This window comes from uncultured Fibrella sp., from assembly GCF_964250085.1.
GTDB lineage: Bacteria > Bacteroidota > Bacteroidia > Cytophagales > Spirosomataceae > Fibrella.
This window is the reverse complement of the sequence record NZ_CAXUEC010000001.1, coordinates 164777-185095: the sequence shown is the minus strand read 5'-3', so window position 1 is coordinate 185095 and position 20319 is coordinate 164777. Positions and strand designations below refer to the sequence as shown.

The 20319-nt window shown below is 52.1% G+C and carries 13 protein-coding genes; all 13 read left to right on the top strand.

Annotated elements, in window-relative coordinates; genetic code table 11:
* Positions 1 to 2 precede the first annotated feature (2 nt).
* The 13 genes from ACFE8Q_RS00710 (at position 3) to ACFE8Q_RS00650 (ending at position 20225) form a co-directional block, all read left to right on the top strand.
* Positions 3 to 746, top strand: coding sequence for a DUF3883 domain-containing protein (locus ACFE8Q_RS00710; protein WP_375443430.1), 744 nt, complete (start codon positions 3 to 5; stop codon positions 744 to 746).
* A 412-nt stretch (positions 747 to 1158) separates the two neighbouring features.
* Entirely contained in the window at positions 1159 to 2085 is a 927-nt protein-coding gene (gene rsmH / locus ACFE8Q_RS00705; protein ID WP_375443429.1) for a 16S rRNA (cytosine(1402)-N(4))-methyltransferase RsmH, read from the top strand.
* A 108-nt stretch (positions 2086 to 2193) separates the two neighbouring features.
* Positions 2194 to 2583: an FtsL-like putative cell division protein gene (locus ACFE8Q_RS00700; RefSeq protein ID WP_375443428.1), complete on the top strand. Its 390-nt coding sequence runs from the start codon at positions 2194 to 2196 to the stop codon at positions 2581 to 2583.
* 83 nt (positions 2584 to 2666) lie between these two features.
* A complete protein-coding gene (locus tag ACFE8Q_RS00695) occupies positions 2667 to 4802 on the top strand; it encodes a penicillin-binding protein (RefSeq protein ID WP_375443427.1) in 2136 nt (711 codons plus the stop codon).
* A 4-nt stretch (positions 4803 to 4806) separates the two neighbouring features.
* The gene (locus tag ACFE8Q_RS00690) at positions 4807 to 5433 is read left to right on the top strand and encodes a DUF1684 domain-containing protein (protein ID WP_375443426.1); all 627 of its coding nucleotides are present in this window, start codon (positions 4807 to 4809) and stop codon (positions 5431 to 5433) included.
* Positions 5434 to 5606: 173 nt separating this feature from the next.
* Positions 5607 to 8432 carry an excinuclease ABC subunit UvrA gene (gene uvrA, locus ACFE8Q_RS00685; RefSeq protein WP_375444346.1) on the top strand — a complete coding sequence of 942 codons (2826 nt, stop codon included), beginning with the start codon at positions 5607 to 5609 and terminating at the stop codon, positions 8430 to 8432.
* Positions 8433 to 9546: 1114 nt separating this feature from the next.
* The gene (locus ACFE8Q_RS00680; protein WP_375443425.1) at positions 9547 to 14715 is read left to right on the top strand and encodes an SdrD B-like domain-containing protein; all 5169 of its coding nucleotides are present in this window, start codon (positions 9547 to 9549) and stop codon (positions 14713 to 14715) included.
* A 219-nt stretch (positions 14716 to 14934) separates the two neighbouring features.
* Positions 14935 to 15570, top strand: coding sequence for a hypothetical protein (locus ACFE8Q_RS00675; RefSeq protein ID WP_375443424.1), 636 nt, complete (start codon positions 14935 to 14937; stop codon positions 15568 to 15570).
* A gap of 99 nt (positions 15571 to 15669) precedes the next feature.
* Positions 15670 to 16836 carry a glutathionylspermidine synthase family protein gene (locus tag ACFE8Q_RS00670; RefSeq protein ID WP_375443423.1) on the top strand — a complete coding sequence of 389 codons (1167 nt, stop codon included), beginning with the start codon at positions 15670 to 15672 and terminating at the stop codon, positions 16834 to 16836.
* Positions 16837 to 16957: 121 nt separating this feature from the next.
* Positions 16958 to 17446, top strand: coding sequence for a VOC family protein (locus ACFE8Q_RS00665; RefSeq protein WP_375443422.1), 489 nt, complete (start codon positions 16958 to 16960; stop codon positions 17444 to 17446).
* 63 nt (positions 17447 to 17509) lie between these two features.
* Positions 17510 to 18031, top strand: coding sequence for a YdeI/OmpD-associated family protein (locus ACFE8Q_RS00660; RefSeq protein WP_375443421.1), 522 nt, complete (start codon positions 17510 to 17512; stop codon positions 18029 to 18031).
* 104 nt (positions 18032 to 18135) lie between these two features.
* Positions 18136 to 19323, top strand: a complete 1188-nt coding sequence (locus ACFE8Q_RS00655; RefSeq protein WP_375443420.1) for a glycosyltransferase — start codon at positions 18136 to 18138, stop codon at positions 19321 to 19323.
* Positions 19320 to 20225 (top strand): glycosyltransferase family 2 protein, encoded by a 906-nt coding sequence (locus tag ACFE8Q_RS00650; protein ID WP_375443419.1) that lies wholly within the window; start codon positions 19320 to 19322, stop codon positions 20223 to 20225. Before ACFE8Q_RS00655 ends, ACFE8Q_RS00650 begins: the two co-directional genes overlap by 4 nt.
* Positions 20226 to 20319 lie beyond the last annotated feature (94 nt).

Below are 20319 nucleotides of genomic sequence, written 5' to 3'. Positions count from 1 at the left end.
TAATGAAAGAATTAACAAAAAGTGAAAAATCGATCTTGATTGGCCTATTTTTGTCAAAGTTTGATAAGGAAGGATTAAATTATTTTGGACTCTCTACCTTCACCGAGGCTTTCAATTTGTTCAGTTATATCCTCGATACAACACCTTCAACTATCAAAAATTACAGAGATGAATTTGATCCCTATTTTCCAAACAATAGAAAAGGTTGGAGAAATAGAGAAATGAAAGCTTACTGTCGGCCAATTTATGATATTTTTTCCAGTTTGTCTCTTTCAGATTTTTATAATACAATTGGGTCTCTACTTGAGTTAGACATGTATAAAGAAATTCTTAATGAAACTACGGAAGAGAATCAGCCATTAAGTGCACAAAAAAGACTCGTAACTGGTCTGGCTGCCGAGCACTATTTTAAAAGTAACTATAGACTAATACCTGAATTTCAAAGCCATACACTGAAAGACACAACACTATTCGGGTGTGGATATGATTTCGAACTAGCCCACAGCCATGAAAATATGTATTTCGTAGAAGTGAAGGGTTTATCGAGCCAAAACGGCAATATTATGCTAACTCAAAAAGAGTATTATATGGCTGAAAGATTACTAGACAGGTATTGTTTATTTGTGGTCAAAAATTTCAGAGAAAAAGTCAACCACTCCTATTATTTTAACCCTCTGTCATCTATAGGTAACTTCCACCGAACAGAGCGCGTAGTTATTCAGGTGAATTATTCTGTCAAGATATAATCTATCGATAAACTATGTGGGAATGCTACATCTGTGCTTGCGATTCTTGTTTGAATGAAGACCCAGGCGGATTTATAAAAAATTATCACCCTATCTGTATTGATTGCTCAGATAATCTCATACAAAATCCAATCTCATCTCATTATATTCATTTAACCTACCATTATAAATTAGGCGATTTATTTCTAGTCAATAACGTCTTATCGATGACTATAAGAAATAATTAAGGTCTCTGAATTGTCACCATCGCCTTGCGTGCAAAAACAACCAAGCTTGTTTACTAAATAGTTTGTATACAAATCATTCAGTTGGGTATTAATAAACTTCACTAACAACTTGTAGAAGCTCAATTGAGCGGGTTTTGCTAAGTTTGTATAAGGCTTTCTCAACGAGCCTCCCTAACCCACGCCCTATGACTACTGAGTACCATAATCCCGTTATGCTGGCCGAATGCATCGACGGTCTCGCCCTGAAACCAGGGGGAGTATATGTGGATGTGACCTTCGGCGGCGGCGGGCATAGTCGGGCTATTCTCGACGCGCTGCAACCAGATACGAAAGGTCAGGCAGGCAAGTTACTGGTGTTTGACCAGGACCCCGACGCCCGCACTAATGCCGCCGCTATTGACGATCCCCGACTAACCTTCATTGCTGCCAATTTCCGCAATCTGAAACGGTACCTGCGCCTCTACGGGGTACGTCAGGTAGACGGTATTCTGGCTGACCTGGGTATTTCATCGCACCAGATCGATACGCCCGAACGAGGGTTTTCGACCCGCTTTGAGGCCGATCTCGACATGCGCATGAACCAGCAGGGCGACCTCACGGCTAAGCAGGTTGTCAATTCATACCCGGAACCCGACCTTCACCGTATTCTGGGCATGTATGGCGAACTAACCAACGCCCGCACCGCCGCCGCCGCCCTGGTATCGGCCCGCGCCAACCAGTCGATTCAGACAATTAACGATCTGAAAGAGGCGTTGAAACGCTGTGCGCCACGAGGCAAAGAGAACAAGTATTTTGCGCAGGTGTTCCAGGCGTTGCGCATTGAAGTGAACGACGAGTTGAAAGTGCTTGAAGAGTTTCTGGAGCAAACGCCCGACGTGCTGGCCCCCGGCGGGCGGCTGGTGGTGATGAGTTATCATTCGCTGGAAGACCGGCTGGTGAAAAATTTCATCAATAAAGGAAAATTCTCGGGCGAGGTAGAGAAAGACCTGTATGGCAACGAGATTAAACCGTTGCAATCCATTACGCGCAAACCCGTTGAGGCCAGCGCCGACGAAGTAGCGAGAAATCCACGGGCACGGTCAGCAAAACTGAGAATAGCGGAGAAAAAATAAGTTGTCTTTTTATGTCTCCTGGCCTCTGTTGTGCTGTCAGGCAACGTACCTAACGTTTGTAAGCAGTGTAGCACAGAACAGGAGGCAGAAGACTTATCAACTGTTTTTATGGCCCTTAACACACTCAAACATCAGCCGCCGGTGAAGCCGCTCCGGCGTAAACGGAAGCCCAACCGCCTCGCTGTCTGGATCAACGAGGTGATGGGATTTGATCGGCTGTTTGGCTCAGACAATGCCTGGCCCATCCGAAACATCAACCGTATTCTGTGGGTAACGCTGCTGTTGGTCGTATATATCGGTCTGAATCACAATGCCGAACGCCTGGTTCGTCGAATTCACCGTACCCGTACCGATGTGGATGAACTTCGCTCGCAGGCTACTACACTTGAAGCCGATCTGGCCCGAAGTAGTAAGCAATCTGAACTGAGCAAACGTGTTTTGGCCGATAGCCTGCTCGACAGCCAAAGCCCACCAACCAAATTGATTGTCAACGACTAACAATCTGTTTACTGTCTTCTGTTGCGTGGCTAAAGCAAAGCCAGGTACGTTGGCGGGGCAACGGAAAACAGTAAACTTTTCCCATGAACATCAAAGAAGAATTCCTCATCCGGTCGCGGCACGCCTTCTACTTTTTGGTGTTGCTGGGCGTGGCGATCATTAGTCGACTGGTTTACATGCAGTATTTCGCCACATTCAAAAAGAAAGGCGAAACGACAGCCAAGTACTGGCACGACCGAATTGAAGGGTTTCAGATTCGGCAGGATACCCTCCGGGCCAAACGCGGCGACATTTACGCCCGCGACGGAAGTCTGCTGGCCACCTCGCTGCCTACCTACGAGGTTGGCATTGACCCGCGCGTGGCCAAAGACGCTTATTTCAACAGTAGAGTAGACTCACTGGGCAAGCATCTGTCGGGATTGTTTCGGGATAAATCGGCAAACGAGTACACGAGTCTGATCCGGGCGGCGCGGCTTAGTGGCCGTAAATACTTACTGCTCAATCACCGCCGTATTTCGTTTCAGGAACGGCAAAAGCTGTTGACGTGGCCATTTTTCCGGTCAACCAAAAAGCTCTCTGCCCGGGGTGGCGGCCTGCGGGCTTACTACGAACGCTATCATCCGTATGGGCAAATGGCGCTCCGAACAGTGGGCGACCTGAACCCGCGCAACATGCAGGGACAAATGGGCCTTGAAGCCTCTTTTCAGCCCGTTCTGGCCGGGAAGAATGCCGTAGGTCTGGTTGAAGTGCTGGCCGGAGGCGTGAAAAAACCCGTTGACGATGGCCCCGACATGAAGCCCGAGCCCGGCCTCGACCTGCACACAACCCTCGACATAAACTTTCAGGATATTGCCGAGACGGCCCTGAAGAAGGCGCTCGTGAAGTACAACGCCGACAAAGGATGCGTGATCGTGATGGACGTGCAGACCGGCGAAATCCGGGCATTGGCCAACCTGACGAAAGACGGCGACGGGTACGTCGAAAACTTCAACCATGCTTTGGCAGGCCGCACCGACCCCGGCAGCACCTTCAAACTGGCTACGATGATAGCCCTGCTGGAAGAAAAAGCAATTTATCCCGGCAAGATGGTCCATACCGGCGATCATGCGGTTCACTATTACGGCGTTGAAGTGGCCGACTCGAAGGGTGGTGCATCGGGTAGCCTCACCGCCCAGCAGGTGTTTGAAAAGTCATCGAATGTGGGCATCCATATGATGATGCAGAGCTACTTCTACGCCCGCCCTGACCTGTATTGCCAGTACCTCCGAAAATTTCATTTAAATCGGCCAACGGGTATTCATATGAAAGGCGAGGCACCACCTTTCATGCGTAATCCTGATATGAAAGGCTGGAGCAAGACCTCGCTCACCTTTATGTCGTATGGATACGAAATGCAGCTTACCCCTCTGCAAATGCTGACGTTTTACAATGCCGTAGCCAACGATGGCAAGTGGGTACGTCCCATGCTGGTGAAGCAGGTAAAACTGGCGGGCGAGGTGGTCGAGGAAACGCAGCCCTATGTATCGCCCAACCCGATTGCCAAACCTGAAACCATTCGGCTGGTGAAGAAAATGCTGGAAGGCGTTGTGACGCACGGTACAGCCCGCAATATCCTGGATACCAACTATTCGATTGCGGGTAAGACGGGCACCGCACAGAAAATCATTGGTGGTAAGTACCAGAAAGGATATTACTACACCTCATTCATCGGCTATTTCCCCGCCGACCACCCTAAGTACAGCATGATCGCCATGGTCGACAATCCGCGTGGTGAAAACATTAATCTGCTGTATGCGGGCAGTGTGTCGGCCCCGGTTTTTAAAGCCGTAGCCGACCGTATTTACGCCTACGATACAGACATTCACGCCCCGATGAGGGCGAGGAAAAATAAGCGGCCGCAGGGGGCTATGCTTGCGAGTGCGGGCTATGCCGATGACCTGCACACTATTGGCACGGAACTGAACATCGCTACCCAACCCGCCGCCGAAGGCTGGGTACGTCGTGGCTCAGGCGGAGACTGGAAAAGCATGCCTGTTCGGAAAGATCAGGTGCCCGACGTGCGCGGATTACCCCTGCGCGATGCCCTGCCCCTACTCGAAAATCGGGGCCTGCGGGTGGTGGCCCAGGGGCGTGGCAAAGTAGTCAGCCAGTCGCTGGAGCCCGGCAAATCGCTGGCCAACAACCGCCAGATTGAACTGACTTTACAGGGAAGCCGGTAACGCGATGAACAACGTACCCAGGCAGTTTTGTCTTCTTCTGCTATCCCTGACCAGCCTGAATGCCAGCGCGCAATCGGCGTTCGATCAGCAAATTGCCGCGCACCGCGAACAGTATAAGGCTGAGTTTTTAAGCACAAAAAGTAGCCCGTTGCAGTCGCAGGAGGCTGTCTCGTTGCTTCGTTTCTACCCGCCCGACTCCATGTATCGCGTGACGGCCACCGTGCAGCTTACCCCTCGTATGGCACCGGTCGACTTGCCGACGTCGATGGCCACCAGAACGGCTACCGAAGCGCCCTACGCCACGCTCTCATTTACCATCGACGGCAAACCATGCCAGTTAACGGTGTATAGAAGCCTGAGCCTGGCGAACAATCCGCTGTATCGCGATTACCTGTTTCTGCCATTCACCGACGCCACCTCCGGCAAAGAAACCTACGGCGGCGGGCGGTATCTCGACCTCAGGACCAGGCAGATTCAGAACGGGAAACTGATGCTCGATTTCAACAAAGCATACAACCCGTACTGCGCCTACAAATCGGGCTATGCCTGCCCCATTCCACCGGCGGCCAACCGGCTGGCAGTGCCCATCAAAGCGGGTGAGCTGACGTATGGCGGCGCGCATCAGGATTAACCTGAATCAAATAGAATTTGGCGGAAACTCCCCCTGCTCATTGGGTGTTGATCTTAAGAATAGCCCTGTCGCTTTGGGCCAATGAACAACACGTGACGCAGGAACAACAAACGACCCATACTACGCCAGCAGCCGAGCCAACGACCCAGTCTGACCGCTCACCGCTTACCGACGTGCAATTGACCGGCTATGAGCAGATTGACGTGCTCGGTGCCCGCGAACATAACCTCAAAAACATCGACGTTTCCATTCCCCGAAACAAGCTGGTTGTCGTCACCGGCATCAGCGGATCGGGTAAATCGTCGCTGGCATTTGATACCATCTACGCCGAAGGACAGCGGCGCTACATGGAAAGCTTTTCGGCCTACGCCCGCTCCTTTCTGGGTGATATGGAACGGCCCGACGTAGACAAGATCAACGGACTGAGCCCGGTGATTTCCATTGAGCAGAAAACGACGTCGAAGAACCCTCGGTCAACGGTGGGTACCACTACCGAAATCTTCGACTTTCTGCGGCTGCTCTACGCCCGTGCGGGTGAAGCGTTCTCGTATGTGACAGGCCGGAAAATGATTCGGCAGTCGCAGGATCAGATCGTGGATACACTGCTGGAACAGTACGCCAACAAGAAAACAACGCTGCTGGCTCCCGTAGTACGCGGCCGGAAAGGGCATTACCGCGAACTGTTTGTGCAGATCGCCAAACTCGGCTACACCAAAGTGCGGGTCGACGGCGTGATTCAGGATATTGTGCCGAAAATGCAGGTCGACCGCTACAAGGTGCACGATATCGAGATCGTGATCGACCGGCTGATTCCAACGCAGGAAGACCGTTTCCGACTTAGTCAGTCGGTGGCCACGGCGCTGAAGCAAGGCAAAGGGGCCATTCAGGTAGTTGATTACAAAGACAAACTGCATTATTTCTCGCAGAACCTGATGGACCCGGAATCGGGTATCAGCTACGACGAGCCATCGCCAAACTCGTTTTCGTTCAACTCGCCTTATGGCTGGTGCCCCACCTGTCAGGGGCTTGGCGTAGTGGAAGAAATTACCGAAGAATCGGTCATTCCCGACAAGTCGCTGAGTATTAGCCGGGGCGCCATTGCACCGTTGGGTGAATACCGCGAGCTATGGTTTTTCAAGGAAGTGGAGGTCATCCTGAAAAAATACAAGATGAACCTGACCACGCCGGTTAGCAAATACCCACCCGAGTTGCTGCACGTGTTGATGCACGGCACGGAAGAAGAAGCGGCCGTTCCGTCGAAAAAACATCCCGGAGAGGACTACTACAACTTCAAATTTGAGGGCATTGTCAATTTCCTGAAACGGCAGCAGGAAACGGGCTCCGAGAAGATTCAGGAATGGCTGCGCGATTTTCTGGTGGTCAATACCTGCCCGGAATGTAATGGTGCTCGCTTAAAAAAGGAGTCGCAGTATTTCCGGATTGCCGAAAAGAATATCTCCGAACTGGCCAACATGGACATTTCCGAACTGGCCGACTGGTTCGTTGATGTTGAGTCGCGGATGACTGACCGGCAAAACACCATTGCCAAAGAAATTCTGAAGGAAATCCGTAAGCGCATTGGCTTCCTGGTCGACATTGGCCTGGACTACCTGACACTGAACCGGTCGCTGAAAACCTTGTCGGGTGGCGAAGCGCAGCGTATCCGGCTAGCCACGCAAATTGGCACGCAACTCGTTGGCGTACTGTACATTATGGATGAACCGAGCATTGGTCTTCATCAGCGTGACAACGTTAAACTGATCGAATCGTTGAAGAACCTGCGCGATCTGGGTAATACCGTACTGGTTGTTGAACACGACAAAGACATGATGCTCGAATCGGACTATATCCTGGATATTGGTCCCGGCGCGGGTCGGCATGGCGGGCAGGTGGTGAGCTACGGTACACCCACCGAATTCATTCAGAAAGGCGGCACCACGGCCAATTACCTGAGTGGACGGACGAACATCAACGTACCTGCCGAGCGACGCAAAGGCAGCGGCAAGTTTTTGATCATCAAGGGCGCAACGGGCAACAACCTGAAAAACGCCACCCTGAAACTGCCGCTTGGTCGCATGATCAGCATCACGGGCGTGTCGGGTAGTGGCAAATCATCGTTGATTCACGATACGCTGTTCCCGCTGTTGAACCGCCATTTCTACAAGTCGAAGCGCGAGCCGATGCCGCACAAGAGCGTGGAAGGGCTGGAGTTTCTGGATAAGGTAATCGAGGTGGATCAGTCGCCGATTGGACGTACCCCGCGCTCGAACCCGGCTACGTACACGGGTATGTTCTCGGAAATCCGTACGCTGTTTGCTGAACTGTCGGAAGCCAAAATTCGGGGCTACAAGCCGGGCCGTTTCTCGTTCAACGTGAAAGGCGGACGTTGCGAAGACTGCGAAGGTGCGGGCATGAAGAAGATCGAAATGGAGTTCCTGCCCGACGTACACGTACCCTGCGAAACCTGCAAAGGCAAACGCTTCAACCGCGAAACGCTGGAGGTACGTTTTAAAGGGAAGTCCATCGCCGACGTGCTCGACATGACCGTTGAACAGGCGCTTGAGTTCTTCCAGAGCCAGCCAAAGATCATTCGTAAAGTGCAGACCCTCAGCGACGTGGGTCTTGGCTACATCACGCTCGGCCAACATGCCACGACGTTGTCTGGCGGAGAAGCGCAACGGGTAAAACTCGCCGAAGAACTCTCGAAAAAGGATACGGGCAAGACGATGTACATCTTGGATGAACCCACCACAGGCCTCCACTTCCAGGACATTGCCTTATTGCTGGGTGTGCTGCAAAAGCTGGTTGATAAAGGCAATACAGTGTTGGTGATCGAACACAACCTCGACGTGATCAAAGTCTCGGACCACGTTATTGACCTCGGCCCGGAAGGCGGCAATAAAGGCGGCGAAATCATTGCCGAAGGCACGCCCGAAAAAGTAGCCAAAACCAAAGGCAGCTATACCGGCAAGTTCCTGGCCATGGAGCTGGCGGGGTAAATAATACATATTGCCAACGTTTCATAATAGCAAAGCCGCTCTGGAGTCAGGGCGGCTTTGCTATTATGAAACGTTGGCAGTCAGTTGGCTCGTTACCAGACACTAACTCAAAGGGGGGCATTAACAAAAAATATCGCCTGTCCATAGTCACAAACAGTGTATTTATACTCAAATATTAATACGTTTAAAAAGGCTGTATAATTTGAATGTGCCTTAGTTTATTTAGCCAACCAAGAAATATTGGTATGGAAGTTGCTAAAAATGGCTAACCCTTATTACTAAGTAGTTTTTCTTGTTTTTTTGAGACTGTTGCAGCACTAGCAACAACTTAGTGTTTTCGGTATATAATACAAAGCTATCATATAAGTAAGTGGCATGTGGTTTGACGTACGATGCCTCAATTGTGCAGTATTGCCGAGAAACCCAATCATCAAAAATAAATAGCCTGTCTTATTCTGCCTCCCGGCGAATAGCGCCTTCCTTTTCATGCGAAAGCTCTAAAAAGCTTTTCAGTTATTCAGGAAGACTTCCATACCAATAGATATCAGCAGACAAGTCTCCGCAGGAGGGTACGCTAGTATACCCTCCTGGGTTTGTCGTCAATTTCTTCTTAGCTGCCAACAGCCTTCTAACCTTTCGATTAAACAAGTGTACACTTCCTCTGGCGTGGCACTTAAAACCACTCTTTATTATGCATCTATCGCCTACTAAAATAAAGCCAAAGTCGTTTACCCTGTTCTGGTTTATAGGATTACTTCTATTGAGTCTTCAAATGAAAGCTCAAGTGACAGTCTCACTCCAATACACGGAGAAAAACAATGTCACTACTCTTCCTGCTGGCAGCGTGTATACCATGCAGTTAAATTATTCCATATCCAGCACCACGGGGAATGCTTCGGGCGTACAGGCGGTCATTAATCTTCCTGATAATATTATAGATGTAACGGGCTTAGTAGGGACTATACACGCTCCTGTCGCCAATTTTGTCTTCGATAATACGCCAGGTGCAAAAACTATAACCATCACGTTTATTGACCCGTTACCTTCCGGCTCTACAGGAGTTTTAGAGGTTGGGCTAGTCCTTAACAATGGTGAGATCCCAAACGGAACTGTTGTGCCTACTACGGCGGAGCTGACAAGCACGGGAGGCTTTACGTCGGGAGTGCAAAGTAATTCGGTAACCGTGACCGCTGCTCCATACATCTGCACAAAAAAGACCCTGACAGGGGGAGGCGCTTTGGATAATGTTACAACATATGCCATTCGCATTTCAGCCAATGATATAGGCTACGGGTTTGCACCTTATGGTTATTTAGATGCATCGAATATCACACTAACCGACAACCTGCCCGCCGGAGCCCAGTTTGTCAGTGCTCAATTGATTGATTTAGGTGATAACAGTACTGTATCAACGACTATTAGTCAAAGTGGCGGAGTCATTACAGCAGTGATTCCCGATATAATCGTAAATCGTTCAGGGACTACTACCTGGCGATCTAACTTGTACGAGCTTCGTATCAGCGTAAAATACAATACAGCATCCGGGTTTACTGCCGGTCAAACGGTAAACAATGTAGCCAGTCTGGTTTTCACTCCGCTGGGAGGTAGTCCAATTACCGTTACCGACGGTAGCCGGGTTTCTGCTGATGCCTGTATAAATGACTTGCAGGAGTCGCTCGTTTTAGCCGCGCCAATCGTCAACGCTGTTCTTGAGAAAACACGGGGCTACGGCGTAAATACAGATATTTATCCTGGACAAACATTCAACTATTGCGTCAACTTCACCAATACAGGAAACGTTGATCTGACCAATGCTGAGATTATTGAAACCATACCGGCTACGTTACGCTATGCAGGAAAAAACTTCAGCCCTACCAATAGCTATATCGACCATTTTGAATACCAAACAAATCTGAATACTACCTGGACGACCGGCCCGGTAAGCGGTCCATCGCCCGGGCCAGACCCCAATAATCCAGCAGAGTATTATACGAAAATTAAGATAGTACTCACGTCGCCTTTTCCACCCAATGCCACGTTGCCTGGTTACGCTGGTACCTGCCCTAGCTTCAACTTCACACCCGCTACTGATGTTACCGTTGATACGCCCGTCCAAAACTGCGTAGAATGGACCAGTACAACGACTAGCCTTCCAACCAACCGGACTGCCTGCGAGAATACAATTACATTGAAACCTCGCCCGACAGAATCCATTGTTGCGATGGGTACTTATCATTCGCCCGGCTGTCAGGCTCCTTACACTATGGGACAGGTACTGACCAGCAGCCTTATCGTGTCGACAAACCAGGGCGGGGCCGATCTGGAAAACCCGGTGCTGATGATGTTTCCCGGCCCAACTGGTGCCTTCACCTACGTACCTGGCAGCGCTACATTCCTCAGCGGTACGTCCAGCCTGACCGTTACACCTACATTCGAGTATATCCCTGACTATGCAGGAACCGGCCGATTCCTGCTGCGCTGGACATTCCCCACCGGTACCGTTTTGCCTTATGGCACAAATATGTCGGTTAGTGCCAAATTCGTAATAACGAACGGTGTCACCTCCGGGCAGGAACTGAGGTCTTACGTCAGTGGCACAAATATTGGCAGCTTCGCCCATTATCTGGGCGGTGCGCCAATTACGGCAGTCGACACCTACGATTTAAATAACAATGGAAGTACCACCGACATTATAGGAACCTCAGAAACGTCGTACAGCAGTTGCCGCATTACGGTGGCGGCTTCGGCCTCAATGGAATCCGTTAAGTGGGTCAAGGGCCAGTTAGATGCTGATTACTCACGCTATCCCGCGTCGGGCACCACAGTTCCCGGCGGAAAAGCTGATTATAAATTGATTGTTAAAAACACAGGTAACGTACCCATGAAGAATATTCTGGTCGTGGATATTCTGCCATTTATCGGTGATATGGGTGTAATTGACCCAAGCGCCCGCAATACGGAATGGCGGCCAAACCTGGCCGGGCCAATCACGGCGCCAGCGGGTGTCACGGTCTACTACAGCACCGCTCAGAACCCCTGCCGCGACGAACTGAAAGCGGCTACGGACCCGTCGCCGTTCCCAACCGGTTGCACTGTTGCCAACTGGAGTACAGTTCCCCCCACCGATATCACGACGGTACAGTCGCTTGAGTTCGATTTTGGCTCAATCGTGCTCAATGGTGGTGATTCACTGGCGTTAACCTGGCCTATGCGAGCGCCCGTAGATGCCCCTACGAACGGTGAGAATGCCTGGAACTCGTTCGCCTTTGTTGCCACCCGAACCGATAACAACACCAGCCTGTTAGCCGCTGAGCCCATCAAAGTGGGTATTGAATTAGCGGCCCCAGCCCCAGCTTACTATGGTGATTATGTCTGGTACGACACCAACCACAATGGCATTCAGGATGCCGGTGAACAAGGCGTTGATGGTGTAAAGGTGATTCTCTTTCAGGATAATGGGGACGGTGTATCCAATCCAGCCACCGACACGGAGATTGGCTTTACGGTTACCGGCAACGGCGGCAAGTATCTATTTCCTAACCTGACGGCCGGTAGCTATTACGCCCTATTTTTCCCCCCTACCAGCTATTCGGTTTCTCTGCCTAATCAGGGAACCAACGATACCATTGATTCGGACGGTACCGTAACGACTTATCAGGGAGCACCTGCTTATGTTACGTCTATCACCCAACTCGATGCGCTGGAAGAAGACCTTACCTGGGACCTGGGTATTTACTGTGGCTTTACGCCCACCGTTTCCTCCAATTCACCTGTAGCTGTTGGTGGTACCCTATCATTATCGGCCAGTGGTGGAGGCACCTACAGTTGGACTGGCCCCAATAATTTTGTTTCCACGTTGGCTAATCCAACCATTCCCAACGTCACCACCGCCAATGCAGGTACGTATAAGGTGACCGTTGATAACAATGGCTGTTACGCCAGCCTGACGGTGAATGTACTGGTGCAGGCTTGTGTTAAACCCAATGCAGGAGCCGATGTTCACATCTGTGCGCCAACTACCGATGCTGGCCTTTCGGCAATGGTAAGCGGACAAACCTGGATGGCTGTGCCAGGCAACCCGACCAGTACAACCATCATCGGGAAACTCCGGCGAGTTACGGGGCTGACCGCTAATGGTATCTATCAATTTGTCCTCTCATCCGGTGTGGGTTGCAGCGACACCGTGCGGGTTATCCGGGGGCAGATGAGTGTGGCTGTTACGCCAGGAGCCTGCAACACGGCTACCAATCAATATGCCTTAACGGGAACGGTGTCGTTTACCAATGCGCTGGCAGGTATCCTGACAATTACCGATGGTGCACTCAGCACCACGGCCTCGGTGGCTACCAGTACCACAGCCGTCAGCTTCACGCTGGCGGGTCAGACGTCTGGCAGTGGCAGTCACACTGTTAGTACCCAACTGAGCGGTTGCGGTACAGATAGTACACTGTATACCGCTCCAGCAGCCTGTACAGTAGCACCATCCTGCGGCCTCAATATGGTTGTTACACCGGGCCTGTGTCTGTCGGCTACCAATAGCTATGTACTCTCTGGCAGTGTTACCGCCACCAATGTACCTACCAGCGGAACGCTCATCATTAGCTCAGGCTCCTTTGCCAACCGGACCATTACTCTGCCAGTCGGCAATGCTTCAGGTACGTTCAGCTACTCCGGACTGGTCTCTACGGGGCAGACTTACACGGTTACAGCCAGCTATTCCGATTCGGCCTGCTCCCCAGTGAGTACAACCTATACCGCCCCGGTTTCCTGCTCGGCAGCACCACCCTGTAGCCTCAGTGCGGCAGTAACGGCTGGTCAGTGTGCCTCGGCCACCAATACCTACTCTGCTTCGGTTGTGGTTAGTCTGGTCAATGCCTCGGCCGGAACCCTAACCGTAACGCTGCCCGGAGCTTCAGGCCCTATCAGCCAGACAATCGCCGCCAATACGGCCTCCTTTACGGCGGTGTTTGGCGGTTTGATCTCCGATGGAGCCAGTCACACAGCTACGGTCAGTTTACCTGGTTGCGGCACCACTACGGCTACGTATACAGCGCCGGTGGCCTGTTCGGTAGCGCCACCCTGTAGCATGAGTGCGGTGATCACAGCCGGTCTCTGCCAGACAGCTACGAATACCTATTCATCAACAGTTGTTGTTACGGTTATGAACCCAACTTCTGGAACACTGGCGGTTAGCGATGGCGCACAGACCCTGGCCTTCTCTACGACGGCTAACAGTCAGAACACCTTTACGGCGATCTTCACTGGATTGATCTCTAATGGAGCGAGCCATACTGTTACGGCTAGCCTGCCGGGTTGTTCAACTACAACTACTGTCTACACCGCGCCAGTGTCCTGTTCAGTAGCACCGATTTGTAGTCTGACGGCTACGGCTACGGTGGGCCTTTGCAGCACCGCTACCAATACCTATTCAACAACGGCGGTGGTGCAACTGACCAGCCCCATGGCGGGCACCCTGACGGTCAGTGATGGGGCGCAGAGCTTAACGTTTGTGACTACGCCTGTTAGCTCAGCCACCTATGTAGCAGTGTTTAACGGGCTTGTTTCTGACGGAGCAGCGCACGCAATACTGGTTAGCCTACCCGGTTGCAGCAGCACCACGACCACTTATACGGCCCCGGCCTCCTGCTCAATAACACCTGCCTGTGGACTCACCGTAACGGCCAGCGGCACCAACTGCAATCCGGCCACCAACCTCTATGTGCTGAGTGGTACTATTACCCTGGCCAACAGCCCCACCAGCCAGACGCTGACACTAACGGATGGCAGCTATGTTCGGTCGCTGACCGCCAGTGCGGGTACAACCACCATCGGTTTCAGCTACACCACCCTGACAAGTGATGGGGCAACGCATACCGTTTCGGTCGTTGGCAGTAACTGTGGAACGGCCTCGACCACCTACTCGGCGCCAGCGTCCTGCTCGGTGATGCCTCCCTGTAGCCTGAGTGCGGTAGCTACCCCTGGCTTATGTGCTTCAGCCACCAATACCTACTCCAACACGGTGCTGGTTACGCTCACCAATCCTACAGCAGGCACCCTGACGGTGAGTGAGGGCAGCCGAAGCGTGCCGTTTGTAGTGCCCGCTTCAATAGGAGCTACAACGGCGGTGGCCACCTTCAACGGTCTGGTTTCTGATGGGCTTGTTCACACGGTCACCATCACGCTACCGGGTTGTGGCACCCAAACGATAACGTACCTGGCCCCGGCATCATGCAATTGCGTGGGTAGCGTATGTGTACCAATCAGTATCCGACGACTTAAGTAAGCAACCAATAGCTACATAAAGAAAGCCAGCGAGCAGCCAGTTAACAGTAAGTTAGCCGGGCTGCTCGCTGGCTTTATAGCCCCTGCGAAACAGGCGTAACGCCTCCGTCCAACCGGTCTGGTTTACGCTTGCCAAGCCCCGCAACCGCCTGCCCGAAAGCCATTGCAACCAGCTATAGCCGATTGTAGTTTAGTATATTCAGACAGGCAGTTATCACTCATGACCATACTACGACAAGGCACGCTGTTACGGCGCGTTAAAGACATAACCCTGGGCACTACGCTCACCATTGCCCTCCTCAACGGCTCGGTGATGCTACAAAGCTGTGGCAATAACCGCTCCGACGAGACGGGTGGTAGCTATGGCGACGGTCCTGCGGAAGAGACTGTTACCTTCAAAAAAGGTGTCCGCTCGGTGATTACTGAAACGGCCCCCGGCGAATTTAAAATCACCGACGAAACGGAAGCAGAACCGAGTGCATCCGGGGCGATCGTAAACTACAAAGATGGCCACTCCGACACACTGAGCGTAGAAGCAGCCCGAAAGTTAGTGCAGAATGACCCATCGACGAGTCGGTATTTTAACGACCCGGGATCGTATGGACAACACCATTCGAATGGGCTCTCCAATGCGTTGCTGTGGGGCGGACTGGGCTATATGCTGGGGCGCAGTACGGCTCCGCGTTATAACGAACAACGCTACAGTTCAGGCTTTTACACGAATCCAAATACCTACAATCGGTCGCAACAGATTGGCCGTACCGTTACCTCGTCGCGGGTAGTCACCAGCCGCCCATCAGGTGGCCGAAGCGGATTTTTCAGCCGCAGCTCCGGCGGACGAGGCTTTTCGGGATAGAACAGATACAGTTTGTGGTTTGTCGTCTGTGGTTGCGCTGCTAAACCAGTTGTACCGCAGATTAGCAACGCAACCACAGACGACAAACCACAAACCCTGATGATTTCACTTAAACCCCTCCCCCAATCGCCCGATGTGCAACTTCGCCAGCTTGGGTGGGACTGGATGCTGGGCACCGATACACGGCCCTATCTGACCAATGAGGTAGTTCAACTGAACGTACAGCAGGCAATGGGCTATGCCGAAGCTGCCAACCGCCTGTTCGAGATGTTGGTCGAAGCCGGACAACATGTTATTGACCAGGATCGTTTTGCCGAACTTGGCATTCCTGCAAATCTGGTGGACCTTATTCGCCACTCGTGGGACGACGACCGGAATATTCTGCTCTACGGCCGCTTTGATCTGGCCGGTGGCGTTGATGACAAGCCAGTGAAGTTGATCGAATTCAACGCGGATACAGCTACCTGCCTGCCCGAAACGGCAGTGGTACAATACGCCCACCTGAAAGCGAACAATCTGGATGAAAGCCAGCAGGTAAACGCCGTATTTGAGGCACTGGTAGCTCAATTCGAAGAAATAAAGGCGCAGAACAACGACCTGACGCCGACAATTCTGCTCTCGGCCATGCGCGATTCACCTGAAGACGATGCCAACGTGGCCTTGCTGGGCGAAGCCGCCCGAGAAGCCGGCTTCGACGTCGCTTTCGCTTACATCGACGAAGTAGAGTTCTCAGCCACAGAAGGCATTTATCGCTTCGAAGATGGGGCCTTCACCCGCTTCGATTTCTGGTTCAAGCTCATTCCCTGGGAATATATCGGCAACGACGAACCCGAACTCGCAGCGATTCTGACGCAACTGGTCCGGCAACGAAAAGTGGTCATCCTGAATCCGGCGTATGCGCTGCTGTTTCAGTCGAAATACATGTTGAAGATTCTTTGGGAATTGTTTCCCGACAGCCCGCTTTTACTTGAAACGGATATAGAACCGTTGCAGGGAAAATCATCGGTCGAGAAAGTGCTGTTCGGGCGCGAAGGAGCCAACGTGCGTATTCTCGACGCGGCCGGTCAGATTACGCAAACGGTTGATGGTGACTACGGCGACCAAGACACGATCTACCAGCAATACGTTGATTTTCCGCAGGATGCAGCCGGCAATCGGTATCAGGCAGGCGTATTCTTTGCGGGTGAAGCCTGTGGGCTTGGGTTTCGTCGGGGTGGTGCCGTCATCGATAACACAGCTCAGTTTGTGGGTCACGTTGTCGAATAAGCGTACTTTTTGGCAACTGGTATGCAACGGAGACGTGCCCATTCGGCATCTGTCAATTGCAGCCTGGCGGCGGGAACGTACCTGCTCAACCGCTAACTTGCGAAACGAAACTTATCGACGTATGAAACAACGATTGACGGTCATACTCTTGCTGGTGTCGCTGGTAGCGGCCGGACAGGGACGGCTGGGCATTCAACGGTATGGCCACGTGGTGCTGCCTGTAAAATCGCTGGCCGCCAGTATTCCATTTTATAATAACGTACTTGGCCTGAAACCCGTAGCTGTACCCAGCGGAGTAGCCAGTTCGCAAGCCTGGTTCGAAATTGGCGGTGGCCAACAGATTCGTCTGATCGAAGGCCGATCAGACGCCAGCCGCCCCACAACCATGAATCTCGCCCTGGTTGTCAGCTCATTAAAGCAGACAGAGCAACAGTTGAAGCAGCGCGGTGTGGCTATATCCAGACAAAGCATGTCGACAGGCCAGAATAGCCTATATGTATCTGATCCTGATGGGTACGTATTCGAGTTCAACGAAGGCAAATCGGAAGGGCCGGGTTTCCTGCAATCTGCCGCCAAATCGATCTGGCGATCCATGACAGAAGTGGAGTAATTTAAACGCCATTACGTTGCGTGGTCATTAAGTAGTTACCGAGCTAGTCACCACCGCTTAGCTATGCCTATCACGTTTAAAACCAGCCTGTTGAAATACGGCCAGAACGGCGAAAAAACAGGCTGGACATACATCGAAATCCCAGCCGCACTGGCTGAAACGCTCAGTCCCGGTCAACGTACCTCGTTCCGGGTAAAGGGCCTACTCGACACCTATCCGTTTCGGCAGGTAGCGCTGATCCCCATTGGTGACAGCACCTTCATTCTGGTTGTGAACGCAACCATGCGCCGGGCTATCCGTAAAGAAGAAGGCGCTTCAGTACAGGTCACCATCGAGGTCGATGACGAGCCATTCGCGCAGTCGGCCGATTTACTGGCCTGCCTTGCCGACGATCCGGCCGCACAGACTTTCTTCGATTCGCTGCCACCGGGCCATCAGCGGTACTATACCAACTGGATCGAAAGCGCGAAAACTACCGAGACCAAAGCCAAACGTATTGCTCAGGCCGTTTCGGGCTTTACGATGGGCATGGGTTACGGCGAAATGATCCGGTACTATAAGAATCAGGCCAAACAACAGGGTTGACGATGAAGGTGTGGGGACGGTGTTACTGAACAGACTTTTTCGCGTCTAAATAGACGAACCTCCAAACCTGTGAAGTCCTGCAGCGACCTTATTGGTTTATTCACATGCAAACAGTATTCCACCTACTTGTCGGTCTCTTCTTTCTTTTTCTGGGCCTAAACACGCTACACTACCTCTTTTACGCCATAATGGGCCGTATTGGCCGCGCCGACGATGTAACGCCCAACAAAGCCGTTGCTCCGTTGGATGCATCGTTAAACCGCATTGCGGTGTTGGTACCTGCCTATAAAGAAGACGCGGTCATTCTGGACTCTGTTGAAGCCAATCTGAAACAGGATTACCCCGCCAGCCGGTACGATCTGATCGTCATTGCCGACTCGTTTCAGCCACATACACTCGATGCGCTGGCAAAATTGCCCGTGCATGTGTTACCCGTGTCGTTCGAGGTGTCGACGGTGACCAAGGCGCTTAACACGGCGCTGGGTACGTTATCGGCCCGTGATTATGATATTGTGGTGGTAGCTGATGCGGATAATCACCTGGCTACCGATTTTTTGAGCCGGGTCAATGCAGCGTTCGTAAACGGATGGCGGGCCGTGCAGGGTCACCGCGTGGCGAAGAACACCAACACACGCGTTGCCGTGCTCGACGCGGTCAGTGAGGAGATCAACAACCACATCACCCGCAAAGGCTACCGGGCGGCGGGGGTTTCGGCCACGATCATCGGTTCGGGCATGGCCGTGGATCTGGGCCTGATGAAAGCCGCTATGGACAACCTGACCACCATTGGCGGGTTCGATAAAGAACTGGCCATGAAACTGGCGGTTGATAACCATAAAATAGGCTATCTCGAGCAAGCGTATGTCTACGACGAAAAGGTAGCGAAGCGGGCTGTCTTCGAGCATCAGCGCACCCGCTGGATCGCCGCGCAATGGCAATTCGTTGCCGATTATTTTAAGCCCGGCATGCGCAACCTACTGGCGGGCAACTGGCTCAGCGGCATTAAGTTAGTGCAGGAGATGGCCCTGCCGAAAGTGCTGCTACTGGGTATCCTCCTGATTACCACGCTGGTTTGTTTGCTAACCGGCAACGTACCTACTATCCTGCTGTCGGCGGGCCTGTTACTGGCGTTGTGTCTCAGTATGGCCCTGTCGATTCCTGCTTATCTCTGGAAACGCCTGTCGATCCGGGATTTGGGCGTGGTCTTTTCACTGATGATCAGTTTTGGGCGAGCGCTACTGAATATGCGGAAGGCGTTCAAGTCGTTCATGCACACCCCACACAACGCATGAGTCCGGCTGTCCCTCTGATTTCGCTGGTCACGATCAATTACAATCAGGCCGAAATGACCCGGCTCTTTCTGGAATCGGTGCGCGGATTAACATACCCGACTTTTGAAGTAGTGGTGGTCGACAATGCATCGTCGCCAGCCTTAAGCACCCAACTTGACCTAGCCGCGTACCCTTTCGCCAGGTTGATTCGCAGCGAGCAAAACCTGGGCTTTACCGGAGGAAACAACCTCGGCATCGCATCGGCGAAAGGCGATTACTTCTTCATAGTCAATAACGATACAGAGCTGGAAGCCAACCTGTTGATCGAACTCATTAAGCCTTTTCTGGAAAATCCCCAGGTTGGGGTGGTTTGCCCTAAAATCCGGTTTTTCGATGCGCCCAATCTGGTGCAGTTCGCAGGCTACGGTCCCATGAACATGCTGACGGGAACCGCCCACCTCGTAGGCTTCAACCAGCCCGACGGCCCCCAGTTCGATCAGCCAGGTACGTCGCCCTTTGCGCATGGATGCGCCATGCTCGTTAGCCGGGCGGTGGTGAACCGGGTGGGTCGATTCGCTGATCGGTTTTTTCTCTACTATGAAGAACTCGACTGGTCGCAACGCATTCGGAACGCGGGTTTTCTGATACACTACCAGCCCACGGCCACAATCTGGCATAAAGAATCGGCATCGGTAGGGCGGGAAAGTACCCTTCGTACTTATTACCTCACCCGAAACCGTATCCTGTTTATCCGGCGACACGGTTCGCTGGCACAACGATTGATCTTTTATAGTTTTTTTGCCGTGGCGGTACTGCCCAAACACGTAGCTTCGTATTTGCTTAAGGGGCGTTTCCAACATGCCAAAGCCTTTCTGAAAGCTACCGTCTGGAATTTGCAGAATGGAACAGCCTCGGCGGTATAAAAAAGTTTACTGTTTTCTGCTTTCTGTCTTCTATTGCGCTGCCAAGTCAATCAGGCGCACCTAAGCAGGGCAACGGCAAACAGTAAACAGTAAA

Bases quoted from the DNA above. Each gene is read 5' to 3' on its own strand.
- ACFE8Q_RS00665 (WP_375443422.1), top strand. From the start codon at position 16,958: ATGAAACAACGATTGACGGTCATACTCTTGCTGGTGTCGCTGGTAGCG.
- ACFE8Q_RS00670 (WP_375443423.1), top strand. From the start codon at position 15,670: ATGATTTCACTTAAACCCCTCCCCCAATCGCCCGATGTGCAACTTCGC.
- ACFE8Q_RS00655 (WP_375443420.1), top strand. From the start codon at position 18,136: ATGCAAACAGTATTCCACCTACTTGTCGGTCTCTTCTTTCTTTTTCTG.
- ACFE8Q_RS00675 (WP_375443424.1), top strand. From the start codon at position 14,935: ATGACCATACTACGACAAGGCACGCTGTTACGGCGCGTTAAAGACATA.
- ACFE8Q_RS00650 (WP_375443419.1), top strand. From the start codon at position 19,320: ATGAGTCCGGCTGTCCCTCTGATTTCGCTGGTCACGATCAATTACAAT.
- ACFE8Q_RS00695 (WP_375443427.1), top strand. From the start codon at position 2,667: ATGAACATCAAAGAAGAATTCCTCATCCGGTCGCGGCACGCCTTCTAC.
- rsmH (WP_375443429.1), top strand. From the start codon at position 1,159: ATGACTACTGAGTACCATAATCCCGTTATGCTGGCCGAATGCATCGAC.
- ACFE8Q_RS00700 (WP_375443428.1), top strand. From the start codon at position 2,194: ATGGCCCTTAACACACTCAAACATCAGCCGCCGGTGAAGCCGCTCCGG.
- ACFE8Q_RS00690 (WP_375443426.1), top strand. From the start codon at position 4,807: ATGAACAACGTACCCAGGCAGTTTTGTCTTCTTCTGCTATCCCTGACC.
- ACFE8Q_RS00660 (WP_375443421.1), top strand. From the start codon at position 17,510: ATGCCTATCACGTTTAAAACCAGCCTGTTGAAATACGGCCAGAACGGC.
- ACFE8Q_RS00710 (WP_375443430.1), top strand. From the start codon at position 3: ATGAAAGAATTAACAAAAAGTGAAAAATCGATCTTGATTGGCCTATTT.